This window comes from Pseudonocardia kujensis, assembly GCF_021283305.1.
In the GTDB taxonomy this organism is placed as follows: Bacteria; Actinomycetota; Actinomycetes; order Mycobacteriales; family Pseudonocardiaceae; genus Pseudonocardia; species Pseudonocardia kujensis.
On record NZ_JAJSOK010000060.1, the window covers coordinates 1 to 20,389 of the forward strand.

The 20,389-nt window shown below is 72.5% G+C and carries 19 protein-coding genes and 1 tRNA gene; 5 read left to right on the forward strand and 15 right to left on the reverse strand.

Annotated features, from left to right (window positions below; translation table 11 throughout):
- A partial coding sequence (locus LWC35_RS29885) for an EamA family transporter (protein WP_232873626.1) occupies nt 1-902 on the reverse strand: 902 nt, incomplete at its 3' end.
- A gap of 71 nt (nt 903-973) precedes the next feature.
- Between LWC35_RS29885 and LWC35_RS29890 the strand changes: the two genes are divergently transcribed.
- Complete coding sequence (locus LWC35_RS29890) at nt 974-1,888, forward strand: LysR family transcriptional regulator (RefSeq protein ID WP_232873627.1); 915 nt, start codon at nt 974-976, stop codon at nt 1,886-1,888.
- On the opposite strand, the gene LWC35_RS29895 is transcribed toward LWC35_RS29890, so the two are convergent.
- From LWC35_RS29895 to uvrB, 3 genes are all read right to left on the reverse strand, one after another.
- Nucleotides 1,885-2,088 (reverse strand): MmcQ/YjbR family DNA-binding protein, encoded by a 204-nt coding sequence (locus LWC35_RS29895; RefSeq protein WP_232873628.1) that lies wholly within the window; start codon nt 2,086-2,088, stop codon nt 1,885-1,887. The genes LWC35_RS29890 and LWC35_RS29895 overlap by 4 nt on opposite strands.
- Entirely contained in the window at nt 2,085-3,305 is a 1,221-nt protein-coding gene (locus LWC35_RS29900; protein ID WP_232873629.1) for a glycosyltransferase 87 family protein, read from the reverse strand. The genes LWC35_RS29895 and LWC35_RS29900 overlap by 4 nt, the downstream gene beginning before the upstream one ends.
- A 75-nt stretch (nt 3,306-3,380) precedes the next feature.
- Complete coding sequence (gene uvrB, locus LWC35_RS29905) at nt 3,381-5,591, reverse strand: excinuclease ABC subunit UvrB (protein WP_372463127.1); 2,211 nt, start codon at nt 5,589-5,591, stop codon at nt 3,381-3,383.
- 82 nt (nt 5,592-5,673) lie between these two features.
- Here uvrB and LWC35_RS29910 point away from each other — a divergent pair, with 82 nt between their 5' ends.
- Nucleotides 5,674-6,204, forward strand: a complete 531-nt coding sequence (locus LWC35_RS29910; RefSeq protein WP_372463128.1) for a ribonuclease FAU-1 family protein — start codon at nt 5,674-5,676, stop codon at nt 6,202-6,204.
- Between the two features lie 16 nt (nt 6,205-6,220).
- On the opposite strand, the gene LWC35_RS29915 is transcribed toward LWC35_RS29910, so the two are convergent.
- The 5 genes from LWC35_RS29915 to rpsA form a co-directional block, all read right to left on the reverse strand.
- Nucleotides 6,221-6,865 (reverse strand): hypothetical protein, encoded by a 645-nt coding sequence (locus LWC35_RS29915; RefSeq protein WP_232873631.1) that lies wholly within the window; start codon nt 6,863-6,865, stop codon nt 6,221-6,223.
- Nucleotides 6,862-7,710: an RNA polymerase sigma factor gene (locus LWC35_RS29920; RefSeq protein ID WP_232873632.1), complete on the reverse strand. Its 849-nt coding sequence runs from the start codon at nt 7,708-7,710 to the stop codon at nt 6,862-6,864. The genes LWC35_RS29915 and LWC35_RS29920 overlap by 4 nt, the downstream gene beginning before the upstream one ends.
- 161 nt (nt 7,711-7,871) lie before the next feature.
- Nucleotides 7,872-9,071 carry a dephospho-CoA kinase gene (coaE, locus tag LWC35_RS29925; RefSeq protein WP_232873633.1) on the reverse strand — a complete coding sequence of 400 codons (1,200 nt, stop codon included), beginning with the start codon at nt 9,069-9,071 and terminating at the stop codon, nt 7,872-7,874.
- A 24-nt stretch (nt 9,072-9,095) separates the two neighbouring features.
- Nucleotides 9,096-9,806 (reverse strand): hypothetical protein, encoded by a 711-nt coding sequence (locus LWC35_RS29930; protein ID WP_232873634.1) that lies wholly within the window; start codon nt 9,804-9,806, stop codon nt 9,096-9,098.
- A gap of 178 nt (nt 9,807-9,984) precedes the next feature.
- Complete coding sequence (rpsA, locus tag LWC35_RS29935) at nt 9,985-11,460, reverse strand: 30S ribosomal protein S1 (RefSeq protein ID WP_232873635.1); 1,476 nt, start codon at nt 11,458-11,460, stop codon at nt 9,985-9,987.
- A 323-nt stretch (nt 11,461-11,783) separates the two neighbouring features.
- On the opposite strand from rpsA, the gene LWC35_RS29940 reads away from it, so the two are divergent.
- Together LWC35_RS29940 and LWC35_RS29945 are read left to right on the forward strand one after the other, a co-directional pair.
- A complete protein-coding gene (locus LWC35_RS29940; RefSeq protein WP_232873636.1) occupies nt 11,784-12,602 on the forward strand; it encodes a class I SAM-dependent methyltransferase in 819 nt (272 codons plus the stop codon).
- A 145-nt stretch (nt 12,603-12,747) separates the two neighbouring features.
- Nucleotides 12,748-13,173 (forward strand): hotdog fold thioesterase, encoded by a 426-nt coding sequence (locus tag LWC35_RS29945; protein WP_232873637.1) that lies wholly within the window; start codon nt 12,748-12,750, stop codon nt 13,171-13,173.
- A gap of 51 nt (nt 13,174-13,224) precedes the next feature.
- Here the strand turns inward: LWC35_RS29945 and LWC35_RS29950 are convergent, their stop codons facing one another.
- The 6 genes from LWC35_RS29950 to LWC35_RS29975 form a co-directional block, all read right to left on the reverse strand.
- Nucleotides 13,225-13,947, reverse strand: a complete 723-nt coding sequence (locus tag LWC35_RS29950) for an ABC transporter ATP-binding protein (RefSeq protein WP_232873638.1) — start codon at nt 13,945-13,947, stop codon at nt 13,225-13,227.
- Nucleotides 13,947-14,912, reverse strand: a complete 966-nt coding sequence (locus tag LWC35_RS29955; RefSeq protein WP_232873639.1) for an ABC transporter ATP-binding protein — start codon at nt 14,910-14,912, stop codon at nt 13,947-13,949. The genes LWC35_RS29950 and LWC35_RS29955 overlap by 1 nt, the downstream gene beginning before the upstream one ends.
- A complete protein-coding gene (locus tag LWC35_RS29960; RefSeq protein ID WP_232873640.1) occupies nt 14,909-16,690 on the reverse strand; it encodes a branched-chain amino acid ABC transporter permease in 1,782 nt (593 codons plus the stop codon). Before LWC35_RS29960 ends, LWC35_RS29955 begins: the two co-directional genes overlap by 4 nt.
- The gene (locus LWC35_RS29965) at nt 16,687-17,613 is read right to left on the reverse strand and encodes a branched-chain amino acid ABC transporter permease (protein ID WP_232873641.1); all 927 of its coding nucleotides are present in this window, start codon (nt 17,611-17,613) and stop codon (nt 16,687-16,689) included. Before LWC35_RS29965 ends, LWC35_RS29960 begins: the two co-directional genes overlap by 4 nt.
- Before the next feature lie 101 nt (nt 17,614-17,714).
- Complete coding sequence (locus LWC35_RS29970; RefSeq protein WP_232873642.1) at nt 17,715-18,947, reverse strand: branched-chain amino acid ABC transporter substrate-binding protein; 1,233 nt, start codon at nt 18,945-18,947, stop codon at nt 17,715-17,717.
- A gap of 480 nt (nt 18,948-19,427) precedes the next feature.
- Complete coding sequence (locus LWC35_RS29975; protein ID WP_232873643.1) at nt 19,428-20,057, reverse strand: ANTAR domain-containing response regulator; 630 nt, start codon at nt 20,055-20,057, stop codon at nt 19,428-19,430.
- 128 nt (nt 20,058-20,185) lie between these two features.
- Between LWC35_RS29975 and LWC35_RS29980 the strand changes: the two genes are divergently transcribed.
- Nucleotides 20,186-20,262, forward strand: a tRNA-Leu gene (locus LWC35_RS29980).
- Nucleotides 20,263-20,389: the final 127 nt, after the last annotated feature.

The following is a 20,389-nucleotide window of genomic DNA, read 5'->3' on the forward strand; positions in this document are numbered from 1 at the left end:
TCCCCCTCGCTGCCGACCACCTCGTCCGGCGTGGTCCGGGCGGGTCGCGGCGTGCCCAGGAGCACCCCGCCGACGATGACGACGGCGGCGACCAGCTCGGTCGCGCCGGGCCGCTCCCCCAGCACCGCGGCGGCGAGCGCGATCCCCACGACGGGCACCAGCAGCGAGTACGGCGCGACGACCCCGGCCGGGTACCGCCGCATCAGCCAGGTCCAGATCCCCGACCCGACGACCGTCGCCATCAGCGACAGGTAGACCACGGCGGCGAGCCCGGGCAGTCCGTCGACCGTGAAGGCCGCGCCGAGCGCCGACCAGCCGGCCCCAGGTCCTTCGGTCAGCACGGACGCGGCGAACAGCGGGATCGGCGGGATCACGCACATCCACAGCGTCAGGTGCATCGGCTTCGGCGGGGCGGCGAGCCGGCTGCAGAGGTTGCCGAACGCCCAGCCCAGGGCTCCGCACAGCGTGAGCAGCACGGGGACCAGCGCCGCCGACTGGGCCCGCGACACCGCGATCGCCGCCAGCCCCAGCACCGCCAGCCCGATCCCGACGGCCTGCCGCGCCGAGAGCCGTTCGCGCAGGAACAGCGCGCCGAGCAGCACCGTGAACGGCGCCGAGGCCTGCAGCACGAGCGACGCGAGCCCGGTCGGCATCCCGACGTCCATCGCCACGAACAGGAAGAGGAACTGGATCGTGCCGAACCCGAGGCCGTAGCCCACCAGCCAGCGCAGCGGGACCTGCGGGCGCGGCACGAACAGCACCGCCGGCACCGCGATGACGAGCATCCGGAGGCCCGCCAGGAACAGCGGCGGGAAGTGGTCGAGACCGACGTGGATCGCCAGGAAGTTCCCGCCCCACAGGGCGGCGACGAGGACGGCGAGCAGGCGGTGTCGTGCGGTCACGGTTCGAGCCTGCGCTCCGGGGAACCGAAAGACCAGCGACATGTTCTGAAGGGACCTTGTAGCGTGGCTTCATGGACGTGCAGCGGCTCCGGGTGCTGCGCGAGCTCGCCGACCGGGGCTCGGTCACGGCCGTCGCCCAGGCGCTGCGGTTCACCCCGTCGGCCATCTCGCAGCAGCTCAAGGCGCTGGCCGACGAGGTCGGCGTCCCGCTGACCGAACCCGCGGGGCGGGGGCTGCGGCTCACGGCGGCCGGGAACGCGCTGGTGGCCGAGGCCGAGAACGTCCTCGCCGCGCTCGCCCGCGCCGAGGCCGCGGTGGCGGCGCTGCGCGCCACACCGCACGGCGTGGTCCGGATGGCGATGTTCCCCTCCGGGGCGCGGATGATGCTGGCCGGGCTGCTGCGCCGGGTCGCGGGCACCGGCATCGACCTGCAGGTCCGGGACCTCGACATGACCCCGCCCGAGGTGCCCGTCCTCGCCGCGGACCACGATCTCGTCGTCGCGCACCGGGACGAGCACGCCGACCCGCTGGCCAGCGTCCGGCACCGCGTGGTGCCGCTGGTCCGCGAGCCCCTCGACGTCGTGCTGCCCCCGGGGCACCCGCTCGGGCGACACCGCCGGCTCCGGCTCGAGCAGCTGGCCGGCGAGCCGTGGATCAGCGTCAACATCGGCTGGCCGCTCGACGACGTGCTGCGTTCGCTCACCACCCGCACCGGCACCCGGCCCCGGGTCGTCCAGCGGATCAACGACTTCGCCGTGACCGAGGAGCTCGTCGCGGCCGGCGTCGGGGTCGCCCTGCTCCCCCGCTGGTCGACCGACGACCGGGGCGGCCGGCGGTTCCTGCGCCGTCCGCTCGCCGGGGTGCGCGCGGCCCGGCTGGTGGAGGTCGTGATGCGGGAGAGCGTGGCCGAGCGCCCGGCCGTGCGGGCCGTGGTCGACGCGCTGCACGCCACGATCGCCGAGACCACGGGCGCGGGGAGACCCTAGGGCCGTTTGCTCCTCGGCAGCCTGGCAACGATCGCGTCGTACGACTCGTCCACCAGCTCACGGAGCTCCGCGGCCGGGACGGTGCCGTCGAGGGCGAAGATCTTGCCGCCGACCTCCGCCACGAGATCGCCCTCCCACGGCTCGTCGGCCACCGCGCCGGGCTTGCCGAGCGCGTAGGCCGCGATCTCGTCGTGGTTCACGCGGGGCGGACCTCCGCGGGGCGGCGCGCGTAGTACCGCCAGGCGACGGCGAGCAGAGCGATCGCGACGATCACGTACGTGGCCCCGACGAGCTGCTGCCCGGCGTTCCACCCCAGCTCGATCTGGTTGTTGCCGGGCAGCCAGCGGAACGGGGCGAGGTAGAAGGTCAGCAGGAGCACGAACTCCACGGCGATCCAGCCGGGCCGCCGGCTGCGCACGGCGTGCGCCCCGACCGCGACGACGGCCGGTGCGACCCACACCCAGTGGTGCGACCAGGAGGTCGGGGAGACCAGCAGCATGAAGGCGGCCATGGCGGACATCGCGATCGCCGGATCGGCCCGCCGCACGGTCGGGACCAGCAGGACGAGGAGGACCAGCGAGACGACGACCCAGATGCCGGTCAGCAGGGGCCCGTCGACGCCCCAGCGCGCGACGACCGCCTGGACGGTCTCGTTGGTGTAGAACACCGAGCCGCTGACGCCGGCCGCGGGGCCGCCGAACCAGTAGGCGGCCGAGGCGTGCGCGTCGACCAGGAAGCCCAGCGCGGTCGCCGCAGCGGCGGTGACCACCGTGACGACGCCCGCCCGCACGTCCCGGCGCAGCAGGAAGAACAGCACGAACGCGGCCGGCGTGAGCTTGATCGCCGCGGCCAGGCCGACGAGCAGGCCGCGGGGCCAGGGGGTGCGCGGGGCCAGGCAGTCGATCGCCACCAGCGCCATCAGGATGATGTTGACCTGGCCGAACTCGAAGGTCTGCAGCACCGGCTCGATCCACAGCAGCGCCGGCAGCGCGAGGAACGCGACCGACACGGCGCCGCTCGGGCCGCCCGCGGGCCACGCGCGCCGCGCCGCCACGTACAGCGTGACCGCCAGCGAGGCCAGCGAGAGCACGAACAGCAGCACCCAGGCCGCCGTCCACGGCAGCAGCGCGAACGGGGTGAGCACCATGGCCGCGAAGACCGGGTAGATGAACGGCAGTGCCAGCCCGGAGATCGTGGGCGGGAGCGGGCCGTACATGTCGCCGCCGTGCAGCCAGGTGTCCACGCCGAGCCGGTAGACCTCGAGGTCGATGTGGTAGCCGTGCGTGTGCAGCAGCAGGGCCGCGACCGAGATCGCCAGCAGCGGGAGGCTGATCACCAGCGAGCGCCGCGACGCGACCCGGAGGCGGACCCGCCGGACCATCTCGGCGGCGCCCGGGCGGGTGCTGGAGAGGGTCACGCGGTCCTCCGGCTCGTGCGTCGAAAACGGCGCCCACCGTAGCAACGCGCCCGGCCACGGCAGTACGCGCCGGGGTCAGCTGATCCCGGCCGCGTCCATCCCCCGCAGCTCCTTCTTCAGGTCCTGGATCTCGTCCCGCAGCCGGGCGGCCAGCTCGAACTGCAGGTCGCGCGCCGCCGCGAGCATCTGGTCGTTCATCTGCTGGATGAGGTCGGCCAGCTCCGCGCGCGGCATCGCCTTCGTGTCGCGGCCCGCCACGATCCCCGAGCTGCCCCCGGACGCGCGGCCGGGCTCGCCCGCGGCCCGCTTGCCGCGGGAGGCGTTGCGGCCCGAGCCGCCGACCGGCACCTCGGAGTCCTCCGCCTCGCGGTACACCTGGTCGAGGATGTCGGCGATCTTCTTCCGCAGCGGCTGCGGGTCGATCCCCTTCTCCGTGTTGTAGGCGATCTGCTTGGCCCGGCGGCGCTCGGTCTCGTCGATGGCGTGCTGCATCGACTCGGTGATCGTGTCCGCGTACATGTGCACCTGGCCGGACACGTTGCGCGCCGCGCGGCCGATGGTCTGGATCAGCGACGTGCCGGACCGGAGGAAGCCTTCCTTGTCCGCGTCGAGGATCGCGACCAGCGACACCTCGGGCAGGTCCAGGCCCTCACGGAGCAGGTTGATGCCGACCAGCACGTCGTACTCCCCGAGCCGGAGCTGGCGCAGGAGCTCCACCCGACGCAGCGTGTCGACCTCCGAGTGCAGGTAGCGCACCCGGATGCCCAGCTCGAGCAGGTAGTCGGTGAGGTCCTCGGCCATCTTCTTGGTCAGCGTGGTGACCAGGACCCGCTCGTCCCGCTCGGCGCGCTCGCGGATCTCGCCCACCAGGTCGTCGATCTGGCCCTTGGTCGGCTTCACGACGATCTCGGGGTCGACCAGGCCCGTCGGACGGATGACCTGCTCGACGAACTCACCGCCGGTGCGCGAGAGCTCGTAGGGGCCCGGGGTGGCCGACAGGTACACCGTCTGCCCGATGCGGTCGGCGAACTCCTCCCAGGTCAGCGGCCGGTTGTCGACCGCGGACGGGAGCCGGAAGCCGAACTCCACCAGGTTCCGCTTGCGGGACATGTCGCCCTCGTACATGCCGCCGATCTGCGGCACGGTGACGTGCGACTCGTCGATGACGAGCAGGAAGTCGTCCGGGAAGTAGTCGATCAGCGTCGCCGGCGCCGTGCCCGGGCCGCGGCCGTCGATGTGCCGCGAGTAGTTCTCGATGCCGGAGCAGAACCCGACCTGCCGGATCATCTCCAGGTCGTACTGGGTGCGCATGCGCAGCCGCTGGGCCTCGAGCAGCTTGCCCTGGTTCTCCAGCTCGGCCAGCCGCTCCTCGAGCTCCTTCTCGATGTCCCGGACCGCGCGCTCCATCCGCTCGGGACCCGCGACGTAGTGCGTGGCCGGGAAGATCCGCACCGTGTCGACCTGCCTGATCACGTCCCCGGTCAGCGGGTGCAGGTAGTACAGCGCCTCGATCTCGTCGCCGAAGAACTCGATCCGGATCGCGAGCTCCTCGTACGCCGGGATGATCTCCACGGTGTCGCCGCGCACCCGGAAGGTGCCCCGGGCGAAGCTCACGTCGTTGCGCGTGTACTGCACGTCGACCAGGAGGCGCAGGAACGCGTCCCGGTCGATCTCGCCGCCGACGTCGAGCTTCACCGAGCGGTCGAGGTAGGACTGGGGGGTACCGAGACCGTAGATGCAGGAGACCGACGCGACGACCACGACGTCCCTGCGCGACAACAGGTTCTGCGTCGCGGAGTGCCGCAGGCGCTCGACGTCGTCGTTGATCGAGGAGTCCTTCTCGATGTACGTGTCCGTCTGCGCGATGTACGCCTCGGGCTGGTAGTAGTCGTAGTACGAGACGAAGTACTCGACCGCGTTGTTCGGGAGCATCTCGCGCAGCTCGTTGGCCAGCTGGGCCGCGAGCGTCTTGTTCGGGGCCATCACCAGGGTGGGCCGCTGCAGGCGCTCGATCAGCCACGCGGTGGTGGCGGACTTCCCCGTTCCGGTGGCGCCGAGGAGCACCACGTCCTGCTCGCCGCGCTTGAGCCGCTTCTCCAGCTCATCGATGGCGGCGGGCTGGTCGCCCGCGGGCTCGTAGTCGCTGACGACCTCGAAGTGCCCGCCGGTGCGCTCGATCTCGCCCACGGGGCGGTACTCCGAGTGCGCGAGCGGGACCTCCGCCTCGCCGCCCTCGCGTGCGCTGCTGTCACGAGCGCTGCCGGGAACCTCTGTCGCGAATGCCACGATCCCAGGGTACGAGCGACCCCCGACAGTTTCCTGCCGCCGAACCCCCCGCGCGGACCGTTCGTCGGGCAGGATCGGCCGCGTGCACCCGCCGAAGATCCAGACCTTCGACGTGCCCGCCGGGGTCAACCTCGACACCAAGGGCGTCCGGCGCGAGGTGACCGAGTACCGCCGCACCCCGTTCGGGCTCTACATGAGCAGGCCGGTGGTGGGCCGGGCGTCGGCGTACTGGATCGAGTCGTGGCTGCTGCCCGAGCTCGGGCTCGTCGTGACCGACTGGCAGTGGAACCCGGGGCACGAACGCGAGCAGGACTTCTACCTCGACGTCGCCCGCATCGAGCCGGGCGAGACCACGTGGCGGGCCACCGACCTCTACCTGGACCTGGTGGTCAAGCGGGACCGGTGGACCGAGGTGCTCGACGTCGACGAGTTCGTCGAGGCCGTGGCGGGCGGGCTGATCGACGCGCCGACGGCGGAGTGGGCACTGCACCGCTGCCACGAGACCGTGGCCGCCCTGGCGGCCCACGGCCACGACCTCGACGCCTGGCTCGCCGAGCGGGGCATCGCCCTGACCTGGCAGGGGCCGGGCGAGGAGGTCCGGCCCGCGGGGTGAGGCCGCGCGGGCGCGCTCAGGCGATCAGCGCGGCCAGCAGGCTCTGCCGCTCCGCCGAGGTGGAGGTCGGCGTCGTCGTCCCCGGGGTGGTGGTCGTGCTGGTCGGGGACGCCGTGGCCGTGGTCGTGGACGTCGGGTCCGGGTCGCCCTCCTCGGTCGGGGTGGGCTTCGTGGTCGTCGGCCGCGTCCTCGTGGTCGTCGGCGTGGGCGTGGGGGTGACCGGGGGCGGGTCGACGACGGGCGGCGGCGCGGGGGCGACCGGCTTCGGCTGCGTGGTCGTGGTGCGGGCGCGCTGGGTGACGCGCTTCTTCGACGTGGTGGGGTCCGGCTCCGCGGCCGCGACGGGCGGGGCGACGGCCGGCGGCGGGGCCACGGTGGTGGTGAGCGGCGGCGACGTGGTGGGCACCTGCGCCACCGGCGCCACGACGACCGGTGTCGGCGCGGCGGCGGCCGTCCCGATCGCGGTGACCCCGCCGAGGGCGCCGACGGTCAGCACCGCGGCCGCGGCGGCGCCGCTCGCGCGGTTGGCCGCACCGGCCCGCCGGATCACGTCGTCGACGGCGGGCAGGGAGACGCCCGCGGCCAGTTCGTCGTCCAGCCTGCGGAGCTCGTCCGCACCGCGGCCCTCCGGGCGGGTGCCGTACTGCACCGGGTTGGTCACCGGGTCTCCTCCTGGTCCGTGCCCTCGCTCGTGCTCGTGCCCTCGGTCGTGCTCGTGCCCTCGGTCGTGCTCGTGCCCTCGGTCGTGCTCGTGCGCGTGGTGTCGTCCCGTACCGCGCCGGCGGGGCGCTCCTCGCCGGCCTCGCGGTCCCCGGCCGTCCTCGGCCCGGCGACCACGGACCCGACGGACCCGACCGACCCGACGGACTCCGCCCGCTCGACGGGTTCGTCCGCCAGCAGCGCGACGCCCCCCAGCCCGGCGACGCCCTCCTCGATCAGGCTCCCGACCCGGTTGAGCCGCGCCTGCACGGTCCCCGGCGAGACGCGCTCCAGGGCGGCGACGTCGCGCACGCCCATGCCGGCCATGTGCACCAGGACTGCCGTGCGCCGCTCCTCGACCGGGATCCGGGCGAGGGTGCGCAGTACGGCCGCCGTGCGCGGGTCGAGGCCCGCCTGCTCCTGCACCGGCCCGCCGCGCAGCCCGAGGCGCGCGGCCACGCGCCGCCAGGTGCTCGCCGACGACCGCACCGCGACCCGCCGGACCCACGCCTCGGCGTCGCCCGTGCGGATCTCCGACCACCGGCGCCAGGCCCGCGAGTACGCGTCCTGCACGAGATCGTGCGCGGCCCCGGAGTCGAGGGTGATGGCGAAGAGCTGGCCGACCAGCCGCGGGTAGTGCGCCTCGAGGTGAGCGCCGAAGTCCGCGCGCAGCCCGCTCGGCGCGGCGGCACCGGCGGTGAGGTCCCGCTCGACGACGGAGCCGTCGGTGGAGCCGTCGGGGGACGTGCCCACCGCGGCGTCCTCCGGCTCGGCCGGAGCGGGCTCCTGGTCGACCTGTGCGCTCACCCTCCGCCCCTTCGTCGCCCGGCTTCCTCCCGGCCGGGCCCGTCGGGTCCGGCCACGTGCTCCGTCCGCGGGCGTCACCCGCCGTCACGGTCCTGTCCGCGTATCGCGCGGCTCCGGTCCCCCGTTACAGCGAACCCCGGTGCGAAATACGCCCGATCAGCCTAGTACGGCGCGGACCATCCGGTGGACGCGGCCCACTGCTCGGCCCGGGGCAGGGCGGCGTCGAACCACGACTCCTTGCGCCCGACGTACCGCGCCGCGTCCGGGTCACCGGCGAACTCGGCCGCGGCCGCCCGCTTGACCTGCAGGTACTCCGCGCGTGCCGGCTCGTCGGCGCGCAGCCAGTCCCGGAACAGCAGGGCGTAGCACCATCCGGGCGAGCCGTGCACGCGCACGTGCAGGTGCACCCGCTGCTCCGGGTCGGCGCCGGCGAAGTACCGCTTCCGCCAGTGCGCCGGATCGGGGTCGGCGGGCTTCGGGCTGTCCTGGGTGATCTCCGGGATGCGGATCAGCCCGATCGCGCGCAGGGGCTCGTCGAGGGCGTCGGCGTCGTCGAGCGACGCGACCGCGAGCTGCAGGTCCGTGACGTCCTTGGCGGGCAGCCCGGGCACGGCGGTGGAGCCGATGTGCTCCGCGCCCCGGCCGCGCTCCCCCGCCGCCCGGGCGACCCGTGCGGCGAGCCGCGCACCCCGGCCGGCCCAGCCCGGCTCGGGGTCGGTCAGGACCGGGGCTCCCCCGCGAACCGGGTGCCCGCGCCGCAGGTTCTCCTCGAGGGGGACGAGCCGGTCGTGCCATAGCCGGTCGACGCGGGCCCGCAGGTCCTCCTCGGTCCCGTCGTTGTCCAGGACCGCGTCGGCCACGGCCAGCCGCTCGGCGTCGGACGACTGCTTCGCGATCCGCGCCCGGGCGTCCTCCTCGCTCATCCCGCGGCTCTCCACGAGCCGGCGCACCCGCACCTCCGCGTCCGTGTGCACGACCACGACCAGCGGGAACCGGCTCGCGTTGCCCATCTCGACCAGCAGGGCCGCGTCGTGGACCACGACGGCCTCCGGACCGGCCGCCGCGACCAGCTCGGCCTGCCGGCGGGCGATGAGAGGGTGGGTGATGCCGTTGAGCACGGCCAGCTTCGCGTCGTCGCCGAACACGAGGGAGGCGACCCGCGGCCGGTCCATCTCGCCGTCCGGCCCCACCACCTCGGGCCCGAACGCCTCGGCGATGCGCGCCAGCCCCTCGGAGCCCTTCGCGACGACCTCGCGGGCGATGAGGTCGGCGTCGACCAGCACCGCCCCCAGCTCCACCAGCCGCCGCGAGACCGTCGACTTGCCCGCCCCGATCCCGCCCGTCAGCCCGATCTGCAGCACGCGGTCAACGTACGCGAAGGACGATCACCGGGCGGCGGCCACCGGCGGCACGGACCTCGGGGCCGTGGTGGTCGACGGCGCGCTCGCCGGCGCCGGCGGCGCGCTCGTCTCCGGCGGGGCCGGCTGGGTGGCGCCGTCCTTCGGCAGGACGCGCAGCGCGAGGTCGACGAGCCGGTCGACGGGCGCACCCGGCGCCCGGGCGGACGCCGGGAGCACGAAGGTCAACTTGTCCACCCCGTAGACGACGGCGAGCACGGTCTCGGTCGGGCGTTCGACCGCGACCGCCGGCGCCGCTCCGATCGAGAGGTCGCGGGACTGCCCGTCGGACCGCTCGGCGTTGGTGTTGAGCTGCCACTGCCGCTTGGCCGCCGCGGGGTCGCCGTAGCGCCCGATGTTGATGTCCAGCAACGTGTTCCCGCCGCCCGGGCCGCTGGCCGAGTACCGGCAGCCGACGCGCTCGGTGCGGCCGACCGACGGCTCCGGGACGCCGCGGATGGTGCGCAGTGCGGTGGAACCGAGGGGGCGTGCGAAGAGCGCACCGAGGTCGTCCGGCGAGAGCAGCGAGGTGCAGTCGTCCGGCAGGGCGATCTTCGTCGGAGCCGCCCCGGACCCCGCCGCCGCCGACTCGCTGAAGGTCGGGACGGGCAGCGCCTCCTGCCCGGTCGCCGTCGAACAGGCGGTCAGCACGCCCAGCCCGACGGCCAGCATCCCCACCACACGCCCCCCGACACGCATGGATCAAACTTAGATCCCCCTGCATGATCGACACACGTGGCGCGCCCGGGCCGTCACGGAACGCAGCCCGATCGTGATCCGCGCGACACCCGGTGGAGTACCCCCGGACGCCGAACGGCCCCGGTCCGCGAGGACCGGGGCCGTTCGTTCGACCGAGCGTCAGGCGCTCAGCCAGGGATCACGCACCGCCGGAGAGCTTCTCCCGCAGGGCCGCGAGCTGCTGGTCGCTGGCCAGCGACCCGCCGCTCTGCGCCTCCTGCGGGGCAGCGCCACCGGACGAGTAGTTGGCGGCGCCGGTGTCGGCACTCGCCTCCTCCTCGGCCTCGGCGGCCTTGCGGATCTGCGCCATGTGCTGCTCGTAGCGCTCGTGGGCCTCGGCGTACTGCTTCTCCCAGGTGGCCCGGGCCTCGTCGTAGCCTTCCTTCCACTCGCCCGTGTCGACGTCGAAGCCCTCGGGGTAGATGTAGTTCCCCTGGTCGTCGTACTCCGCCGCCATGCCGTAGCGGGTGGGGTCGAACTCGGTGTCGACCGTGATGCCCTCGTTGGCCTGCTTGAGCGAGAGCGAGATCCGGCGCCGGTCGAGGTCGATGTCGATGACCTTGACCATCGCGTCGTCGCCCACCTGGACGACCTGCTCCGGGACCTCCACGTGGCGCTCGGCCAGCTCGGAGATGTGGACCAGGCCCTCGATGCCCTCCTCGACGCGGACGAACGCGCCGAACGGCACCAGCTTGGTGACCTTGCCCGGGACGATCTGGCCGATCGCGTGGGTCCGGGCGTACAGGCGCCACGGGTCCTCCTGCGTCGCCTTCAGCGACAGGGAGACGCGCTCGCGGTCCAGGTCGACGTCGAGGACCTCGACCGTGACCTCCTGGCCCACCTCGACGACCTCGGACGGGTGGTCGATGTGCTTCCAGGACAGCTCGGACACGTGCACCAGACCGTCGACCCCGCCGAGGTCGACGAACGCACCGAAGTTGACCACCGAGGAGACGACGCCCTTGCGCACCTGGCCGCGGGCCAGCTGGTTGAGGAACTCGCTGCGGACCTCGGACTGGGTCTGCTCCAGCCAGGCACGGCGGGACAGGACCACGTTGTTGCGGTTCTTGTCCAGCTCGATGATCTTGGCCTCGATCTTGCGGCCGACGTACGGCTGCAGATCGCGGACGCGGCGCATCTCGACCAGCGAGGCCGGGAGGAAGCCGCGGAGCCCGATGTCCAGGATCAGGCCGCCCTTGACGACCTCGATGACGGTGCCCTCGACGGGCTCGTCCGCCTCCTTGAGGGCCTCGATCGTGCCCCAGGCGCGCTCGTACTGGGCGCGCTTCTTGGAGAGGATCAGGCGACCCTCCTTGTCCTCCTTCTGGAGGACGAGGGCCTCGACGAACTCGCCGACCTCGACGACCTCTGCGGGGTCGACGTCGTGCTTGATCGACAGCTCCCGCGAGGGGATGACGCCCTCGGTCTTGTAGCCGATGTCGAGCAGGACCTCGTCACGGTCGACCTTGACGATGGTCCCCTCGACGATGTCGCCATCGTTGAAGTACTTGATCGTCTGGTCGATGGCGGCGAGGAAGTCCTCCTCCGACCCGATGTCGTTGACGGCGACCTGCGGGGTCGTGTGGGTCGGGGCGGCGGTGGTGTCGGTGGACATGTAGTGGGGTGCTCCGGTGGATGTCTTCGGTTGTGGCCGCGTCACGGGCGGCCGGTCGGTGGATGTAGCCGTGACTGGATGATGCGTGTAACAGTCACCTTCGATCGTCGATTCCCCGCGGGTGACCGAGCGCCGCGAGCCCCTCGTGCACCAGCTCGAGTCGGCCCCGCACACGTTGACCACGGGTACGGACAATGCTACGCGGCACCCGATCAGCGGGGCAATGCGGGTCCCCGGTGCGGAACTGGGACGATCCGGGGCGTGAGCTGCACGTGTGCGGGTGAATCGATCATGAGCGCGCGGACGTCCCGCCGGGACCGGCGATGAGCGCCGAGGAGGTGCTCGGAACGGCCGGGGTCGCCCGCCGGACGGTGGGTGCCGCGGAGTCCGAACGGGCCAGCCGGGCCTGGTGGGACGCCGACGCCGCGGACTACCTCGCCGAGCACGGCCCGGACATCGGCGAGGCCGAGTTCGTGTGGTGCCCGGAGGGGCTGCGCGAGGGCGAGGCCGGGCTGCTCGGCGAGGTCGCCGGGCGCCGCGTGCTCGAGGTCGGGTGCGGGTCGGCGCCGTGCGCGCGCTGGCTCCGCGCCCACGGCGCCGAGCCGGTCGCGCTGGACCTGTCGCGCGGGATGCTGCGCGCCGCCGCCGAGCTCAACGCCCGCACCGGGATCGACGTCCCCCTGGTCCAGGCGGGCGCCGAGCACCTCCCGTTCGCCGACGGCTCCTTCGACCTGGCCTGCTCGGCGTTCGGCGCGGTGCCGTTCGTGGCCGAGCCGGTGCAGGTGATGCGCGAGGTGCGCCGGGTGCTGCGGCCCGGCGGCCGCTGGGTGTTCGCGGTCAACCACCCCATGCGCTGGATGTTCTCCGACGACCCGGGGCCGGACGGGCTCACGGTTACCCAGTCGTACTTCGACCGGACCCCCTACCTGGAGGTCGACGGCGAGGGCCGGGCGACCTACGTCGAGCACCACCGGACGCTCGGGGACCGGGTGCGTGACGTGGTCGCGGCCGGCCTGGTGCTCGACGACCTCGTCGAGCCGGAGTGGCCCGACGGCTTCGACCGCGTCTGGGGGCAGTGGTCGCCGCTGCGGGGCGAGCTCTTCCCGGGCACCGCGATCTTCGTGACCCACCGGCCCGCCTGACCGCCCTGGGTGGCGGACCGGATCCGAGCGTTGATCGGCTCTCGTGGACGCACGCAGTCGGATCTCGACCGCCCGCGTCCACGACCGGTGACCAGCGCCCGGCGTCGTGCACGTCGCTCGACGTGGCCGGGTTAAGGTCCGTCAGGTGCCGATCGACGCCTCCCAGCTCCGCTCCCTGCACGCCCCCGCCACCGCCGGCCAGCTGAACGACCGGATGGGCATCGAGATCCTCTCCGCGTCGCTCGAGGAGGTGCGCGGCCGGATGCCGGTGGAGGGCAACCGGCAGCCCTACGGCCTGCTGCACGGCGGGGCGAGCGGGGTGCTGGCCGAGACGCTGGGCTCGGTGCTCGCCGCGATGCACGCCCTCCGGTCGCGGGTCCGGGGCGGGCTCGAGCTCGCGTGCACCCACCACCGGGCGGCCACCGAGGGCTACGTGACGGGCGTGGCCCGGCCCCTGCACGTCGGCCGCAGCACCTCGACCCACGAGATCGTGCTGACCGACGAGCAGGGCAGGCGCACCTGCACGGCCAAGCTCACCTGCCTCCACCGGGACACCGAGCCGAAGGTCTGAGCGGCGCGAACGGCAGCCCCCGTGCCGGGGGCACCGTGCGTGCCGGGCTGCTCAGGTGCCGACGTTCTCGCCGAGGTACGCCTCCTGCACCCGCGGGTCGGCGAGGAGCTCGGCCCCGGTGCCGGACAGCGTGGTGCGGCCGAGGTCGATCACGTAGGCCTTGTCGGACAGGGCGAGCGCCACCAGCGCGTTCTGCTCGACCAGGAGCACGGTGGTGCCCTCGTCGCGCAGCTCCTTGACGGTGTCGAAGATGCGCTGGGTCATGATCGGCGAGAGTCCCATGGAGGGCTCGTCGAGCATGAGCAGCTTCGGCCGGGACATCAGCGCGCGGCCGATGGCCAGCATCTGCTGCTCGCCGCCGGAGAACAGGCCGGCCTTGTTGGTGCGCCGCTCCCCCAGCACCGGGAACAGGTCGTACACGCGCTGCATGTCCTGCGCGATGCCGGCCTCGTCCTTGCGGGTGTAGGCGCCGAGCCGCAGGTTCTCCTCGACCGACATGCGGGCGAACAGCCGGCGGCCCTCCGGGCTGTGCGCCACGCCCCGGGAGAGGATCTCGTGCGCCGGCATCTTCTGGATCGGCGTGCCGTCGAACTCGATCGTCCCGGAGACCGGCCGGAGCAGCCCGGACAGCGTGCGGAGCGTGGTCGTCTTGCCGGCACCGTTCGAGCCGATCAGGGAGACGATCTGGCCCTGCTCGACGTCGAACGTCACGCCGCGGACGGCCTGGATGGCGCCGTAGGCGACCACCAGGTCGCGGACGGACAGGAACGCCATTACTCGGACTTCCCCTCTGCCGTGCCGGCCCCGTCCACCGCACCGCCGGTCTGCAGCTGCGCCGAGACCTCCTCGGGCGGGGCGCCCAGGTAGGCCTCCACCACCCGGGGATCGCCGCGCACCTCGTCCGGCGAGCCCTCGACCAGCAGCTCGCCCTGGACCAGCACCAGCACCCGGTCGCACAGCGTGAAGATGAACTTGGTGTCGTGCTCGATCACGACCACCGACACGCCCAGGTCGCGGATCGCGAAGATCAGCTGCCGGGTGGCCTCGGTCTCCTGCGCGTTCATGCCCGCCGTGGGCTCGTCGAGCAGCAGTACCGACGGGTCGGTGGCGAGCGCGCGGGCGATCTCGAGCCGCCGCTGGTCGCCGTAGGGCAGGTTGCGCGCCAGCTCCTCGGAGAACCGGGTCAGCCCGACGAACGCGAGCAGCTTCTCCGCCCGCTCCGCCGCCTCCGCCTCGCTGCGCCGGAACCGCGGCCCGTGCAGCAGCGACGAGATCGGCCCCTGCTTCATCCGCACGTGCCGCCCGACCAGGACGTTCTCCGTGGCGGTCATGGACGGGAAGAGCCGGATGTTCTGGAAGGTGCGGGCGACGCCCGCCTCCGTGACCCGGGCCGGGTCCTGCGGCATCGGCTTGCCACGGAGCACGACCTGGCCCGATGTCGGCGTGTAGAGCCCCGTGAGGCAGTTGAAGAAGGTCGTCTTCCCCGCCCCGTTGGGCCCGATCAGACCGATGATCTCGCCCTCGTGCAGCGACAGGTTCACGTCGTTGAGCGCGCGCAGGCCGCCGAACTGCATGGTCACGCCGGAGGACACCAGGATCGGCTCCCGGGTGCCGGTGGCGATGTGCATGTCCTCGGCGAGCTCGGCGGTGACCTCCTCCGGCGGGGCCTCGGCCTCCACCACGACCTCCGCCGCGGAGGTGGTGGTGGCGCCGTCGGTGGTCTCGGGGTTCTCGCTCACGGCTCCACCCTCGTCGGCAGGGGCCCGGGGCCCTCCTTGGCGACGTCCTCGACGTCCGGGTCGGTCAGCTCCGCCTTGCGGTGCCGGTCCGGCACGATGCCCTGCGGCCGGAACCGCATGATCAGCACCAGGGCCAGGCCGAACAGCAGGAGCCGGTAGTCGGAGAACTCGCGCAGCTTCTCCGGCAGCACGAACAGGATCGACGCGCCGAGCACGGCGCCGGGGATCGTGCCCATGCCGCCGAGGATGACCGCGGCGAGCAGGGTGACCGACTCGAGGAACCGGAAGGAGTCGTAGGCGACGACGGCCGTCTTGTGCGCGAAGAACGCGCCCGCGAGGCCGGCGAGCATCGCGCCGATGAGGAAGGCCAGGATCTTGATCGGGCCGGTCCTGATGCCCATGGCGCTGGCGGCGTCCTCGTCCTCGCGGATCGCGATCCACGCCCGGCCGAGCCGGGAGTACTTGAGGTGCGCGAACACCAGCATCACGGCCGCGACCAGCAGCACGATCAGGAAGTAGTACAGGACGCCCGAGGGCAGCCGCAGGCTCCCGATCACGATCGAGTCCGAGAACTTGAAGTCCCCGACACCCATCGCCGGGATGTTCGGGATGGCGTTGGCGCCCCCGGTCAGCCCGCCGATGTTGTTCTGCGCGCTGCGCACGAAGATCTCACCGAAGGCCAGCGTGACGATCGCCAGGTAGTCGCCGCGCACCCGCAGGGTCGGCGAGCCGACGATCGCGCCAAACATCCCGGCCACCACGGACGAGATGATCATGACCAGCACGAACGGCAGGTGGATGCCGATGTGCGAGGCCGCCGCCCCGGACAGGTTCGCCGCCACGAAGGCGCCGATGCCCAGGAACGCGACGTACCCGAGGTCGAGCAGGCCGGCGAGGCCGACCACGATGTTGAGCCCGATCGCCGTGGCCGCGTAGACGCCGATGTTCGACGCCACCGTCATCCAGTACTCGGTGCCGGCGCTGGTCAGCGGCAGCAGCAGGGCGACGATCAGCAGCACGATCACGCTGAACGTGCGGTGCCGCTCGGAGACCACCGAGACCCAGGTGAGCAGGCCGGACGCGTTGAGGGCGGCGAAGGCGCCGCCCAGGGCCGCCAACAGCGACAGGAAGACGACGCCGGCGTACGGGTTCACGACCCCGCCCTGGCCGCCGCTCGTGAGCACCGCCGCGACCAGCAGCAGCACGATCACGAACAGGACGACGAGCAGGATCCACTCCGCCCACCAGGGCAGCTTCCAGGTCCACACCGGCTTGCGCTCGAGGCCGCCCGCGCTCGCGCCGAGCACGGTGACCAGCCCGCCGAGCAGCGCGGCGATCGAGCCGAACGCGATCGACCCCTCGGACGCGGTGATCGCGCCGAGCCCGCCGCCCTCGACCGTGATCCACAGGCCGTTGATCAGGGCGACGACGGTGGCGCCGATCCCGAGCCCGCGCACGATGCGGTGGCGTGCCGGGATCCGCCGCAGGGCCGCCACCACGATCGCGGCCAGCCCCAGGATCACCAGGTGCAGCCGGAAGCCGGTGACGCCGAACGGGTCGACGAAGAAGTTGAGGGTGGCCTTCTCCGGGTAGGGCCCCTCGTTGAGCACGAAGGTGGCCCACGGCAGGTAGCCGCCCACGAGCGTGAGCACCCCGCCGACGATCATGAGGACGGTGGAGCGGGGCGCGGCCGCGTCGAGCAGCCGGGCGAACCGGCCGGTGTGCCGCGGGGCCGGCGCGGGGGTGGCCGGCGTCTCGGGGGTCGCGGTGGCGGTCATGCGCGCACCCGCTCGGACTCGCCGAAGAAGCCCTGCGGCCGGAACACCAGCACCGCGATCAGGACGACGAAGATCCAGACGTAGTCGTAGGCCGTGCCCCCCGGCAGGTACTGCCCGGCGAGGGCCTTGACCAGCCCGATCACCAGGCCGCCGACCACGGCGCCGCGGATGTTGCCGATGCCGCCGAGCACCGCCGCGGTGAAGGCGAAGATGCCGTTCTGGAAGCCCATGTCGATGTTGATGTTGTTCAGGTAGCTGCCGTACAGCACGCCCGCGACGCCGGCCAGGGCGCCGCCGATGGCGAAGGTCAGCACGATGACCCGGTCGGGGTCGATGCCCATCAGCCGCGCGACGTCCCGGTCCTGCGAGGTGGCGCGCATGGCGCGGCCGAGCCGGGTCCGCTCGACGAACCGCTCGAGGCCGAAGGCCAGCACCAGCGACATGACGACCAGCAGGATGCCGACGTAGCGGATCACCACGCCGTCGCCGATCGGGATGACGACGGCGCCCTCGATGAACAGGTTCGGGAACGGGAGGGCCGCAGTGGCCCCCGGGTAGAAGACGCGCATCGCCTCCTGCAGCGCGACCGACACGCCGAGGGCGGTGATCAGCGGTGCGAGGCGTGGCGCGTTGCGCAGCGGCCGGTAGGCGAAGCGCTCCATGGCCACGGCGATCAACATCGCGACGAGCGCGCCGGCCACCAGGGCGATCGGCAGCGCGAAGTACCAGGTCGTGGCGATCGCGGTGGGCAGGATGTACGTCAGGGTGGCCAGGCCGCCGTAGGCGCCGACCATGAAGATCTCACCGTGCGCGAAGTTGATCAGCGTGATGATCCCGTAGACCATCGTGTAGCCGAGCGCGATCAGCGCGATCAGCGAACCGAGCACCAGCCCGTTCGCGATCTGGGACAGGAACGTGGACAACCGAGGGGTCTCCTCCACCGCGTGCACGAGCGGGGACGGGTGATGTCCCGTCCCCGCTCACGTGCGTCCTCGTCGCGCACCCCCGGGTCGGGGGACGCGCGTCAGCTGGCCGGGTAGGTGCCCGTCTCCAGCGGCTTGAACTCGCCACCCTGGACCGAGTAGACGGTCAGCACCTTGTTGGTGGTGTCGCCGTACTGGTCGAAGGAGATGGCGCCCGTCGCACCCTGCAGGTTGGTGGCCTGGACCGCGGAGACCAGGCCGTCCCGGGTGGCGTCGGAGAAGGTGCCGTTGCCGACCGCCTTCGCCAGGCCCTGGATGAGGACGTTCGCGGCGTCGTAGGTCAGCGCCCCGTAGGCGCTGAACGGCTCGGAGTAGCCGGCCGCGGCATAGGCGTCGATGAAGGCCTTCGCGCTGGGCAGCTGCTCCGGCGGGGCGCCGACGTTGGTGGCCAGGTCGCCCTCGCGACCCCCGAGGGAGACGTAGGTCTTGTCGACGATGCCGTCGCCGCCCATCAGCGGGATGTTGAGGCCCGCGTCGGCCAGCTGCTTCGACAGCGGGCCGGCGACCGGGTACTCGCCGCCGTAGTAGACCGCGTCGGGGTTCGCCGGGCGGATCTTGGCGATGACGCCGGAGAAGTCGGTGTCCTTCTCGCCGACCTTCTCGCGCGCGACCACGGTGGCGCCGAGCTTCTCGGCCTCGGTGGCGAACTGCGACGCGAGACCGGCGCCGTAGGTCTTGCCGTCGTCGATCACCGCGATGTTCTTCTTGCCGGCCTTCTGGACCATGTACTGCGCCGCGAACGGACCCTGGATGGCGTCCGTGGTCGCGGTGCGGAAGTACGTGGCGTTCGGCCGCGCCGGGGCGGTCTGATAGTTGTCGCCCTGGGTCAGCGCCGGGTTGGTGTTGGCCGGCGAGATCTCGACGATCTTCTTCTGGGCCAGGATCGGGGCCGCCGACTGGGCGGTCGAGGAGTTCAGGGTCCCGATGACGCCGACGACGTTCGGGTCCGAGGCCAGCTTGGTGGCGGCCTGGCCGGCGATCTGGGCGGTGGCCTGGTCGTCCTCGGCCTGCAGCGCGAGCCGGTACCCGGGCACCGTGCAGTTCTGGTTGGCCTGGTTGACCGCGAGGTCGGTGGAGTTCTTCATGCCGAGGCCCAGCGCCGAGAGGCTGCCGGACAGCGGGGCGATGAACCCGACGACGAGGGTCCCCTTGCTGGTGTCGCAGGAACCTCCGCCCCCGCCCGTCGCCTCTTCCCGGTTGGTGCTGCACGCGGTGAGGGCGAGCGCCCCCGCGAGCAGGGCGGCGGTCGCTGCGACCTTCCGCGTCCGACTCATGTTCTGTCCTTCCGTGCCAACCACGTCGACGGCGGTCCCCCGAGCGCCCGCCAGGCCCCCGGACAGACGCCGGAAGCGCCGCGGACGTTAGGTCACCGGCGGGTGCGGCGTCATCCCGAGCGGCGGCAGCTTTACCAGACCGCAACCGGATATCGCGCAGTGTCACCGCAGCCTCACCCGCAGTGCTGAGTTATCAGATCGTTATCAAGCAGCAGCGCGCTGACCAGCACAGACACCGTTAGCACGTGGTGAAGCTCGCACTTCCCGCGGGGCCATTACCGCAGGGTAACGATCATGCGCGCGGGTCGGAGAACGCCGCGAGGCCGCCCCGGCGGTCTGCCGGGACGGCCTCACGACGACGTGCGGTGACGTGCGGGGGCGGGACGCTCAGCGCAGATGCTCGCTCCGCAAGCTCCGCTCAGCGCAGATGCTCGCTCCGCAAGCTCCGCTCAGCGCAGATGCTCGCTCCGCAAGCTCCGCTCAGCCCTTCGCGGGGGCGAGACCCTCGATGACGGCCTCGGCGACCGCCTTCATCGTGGTGCGCCGGTCCATCGCGGTGCGCTGGATCCAGCGGAAGGCCTCGGGCTCGGTCATGTTCTGCTTGGCCATCAGCAGACCCTTGGCGCGGTCGACGACCTTGCGGGTCTCGAAGCGCTCGTTGAGGGTGGCGACCTCGTCCTCGAGCGCGCGCTTCTCGGCGAAGCGGGACACGGCGAGCTCGATCGCGGGCACCAGCTCGTGGCGGGCGAACGGCTTGACCAGGTAGGCCATGGCGCCGGCGTCGCGCGCGCGCTCGATGAGGTCGCGCTGGCTGAAGGCGGTGAGCATGACGACGGGCGCGATCTTCTCCTCGACGATCGTGGCGGCCGCCTCGATGCCGTCCTTCTTCGGCATCTTGACGTCCATGATCACGAGGTCGGGCTTGAGGTCGCGGGCCATCTCGATGGCCGCCTCACCGTCGGGGGCCTCGCCCGCGATCTGGTATCCCTCTTCCCCGAGCATCTCGGTCAGGTCGAGGCGGATCAGCGCCTCGTCCTCCACCACGAGGACACGCCAGCCGACGGCGGGTCCGTCGTCGGTCGTCTTGTCCTCGGACACTGGCTGGCTCACGGGTGGGTTCTCCTTAGGCGTGCGGGTCGAACGCAAGGCTCCAGGGTAGCGGCGATAAGGTTGCGCCCAGGTTGCCCTGCCCTGTGATCCCGTACGACGCGAGCGAGAACACAGTCGGCGACCTGCCGGCCCCCGTAGCCCAATCGGCAGAGGCAGCGGACTCAAAATCCGCCCAGTGTGAGTTCGAGTCTCACCGGGGGCACCACCGGCCGGTAGGGTCGGGAAATATCCGGCCCCGCCGGGGCGCTATGCCAATGGCGTCCGTGTGCCGGGTGCCCAAGCCGTTCGCCCCGCGGTCGCGGGACGCAGGCCCGAGGATGGTCACCGATCGG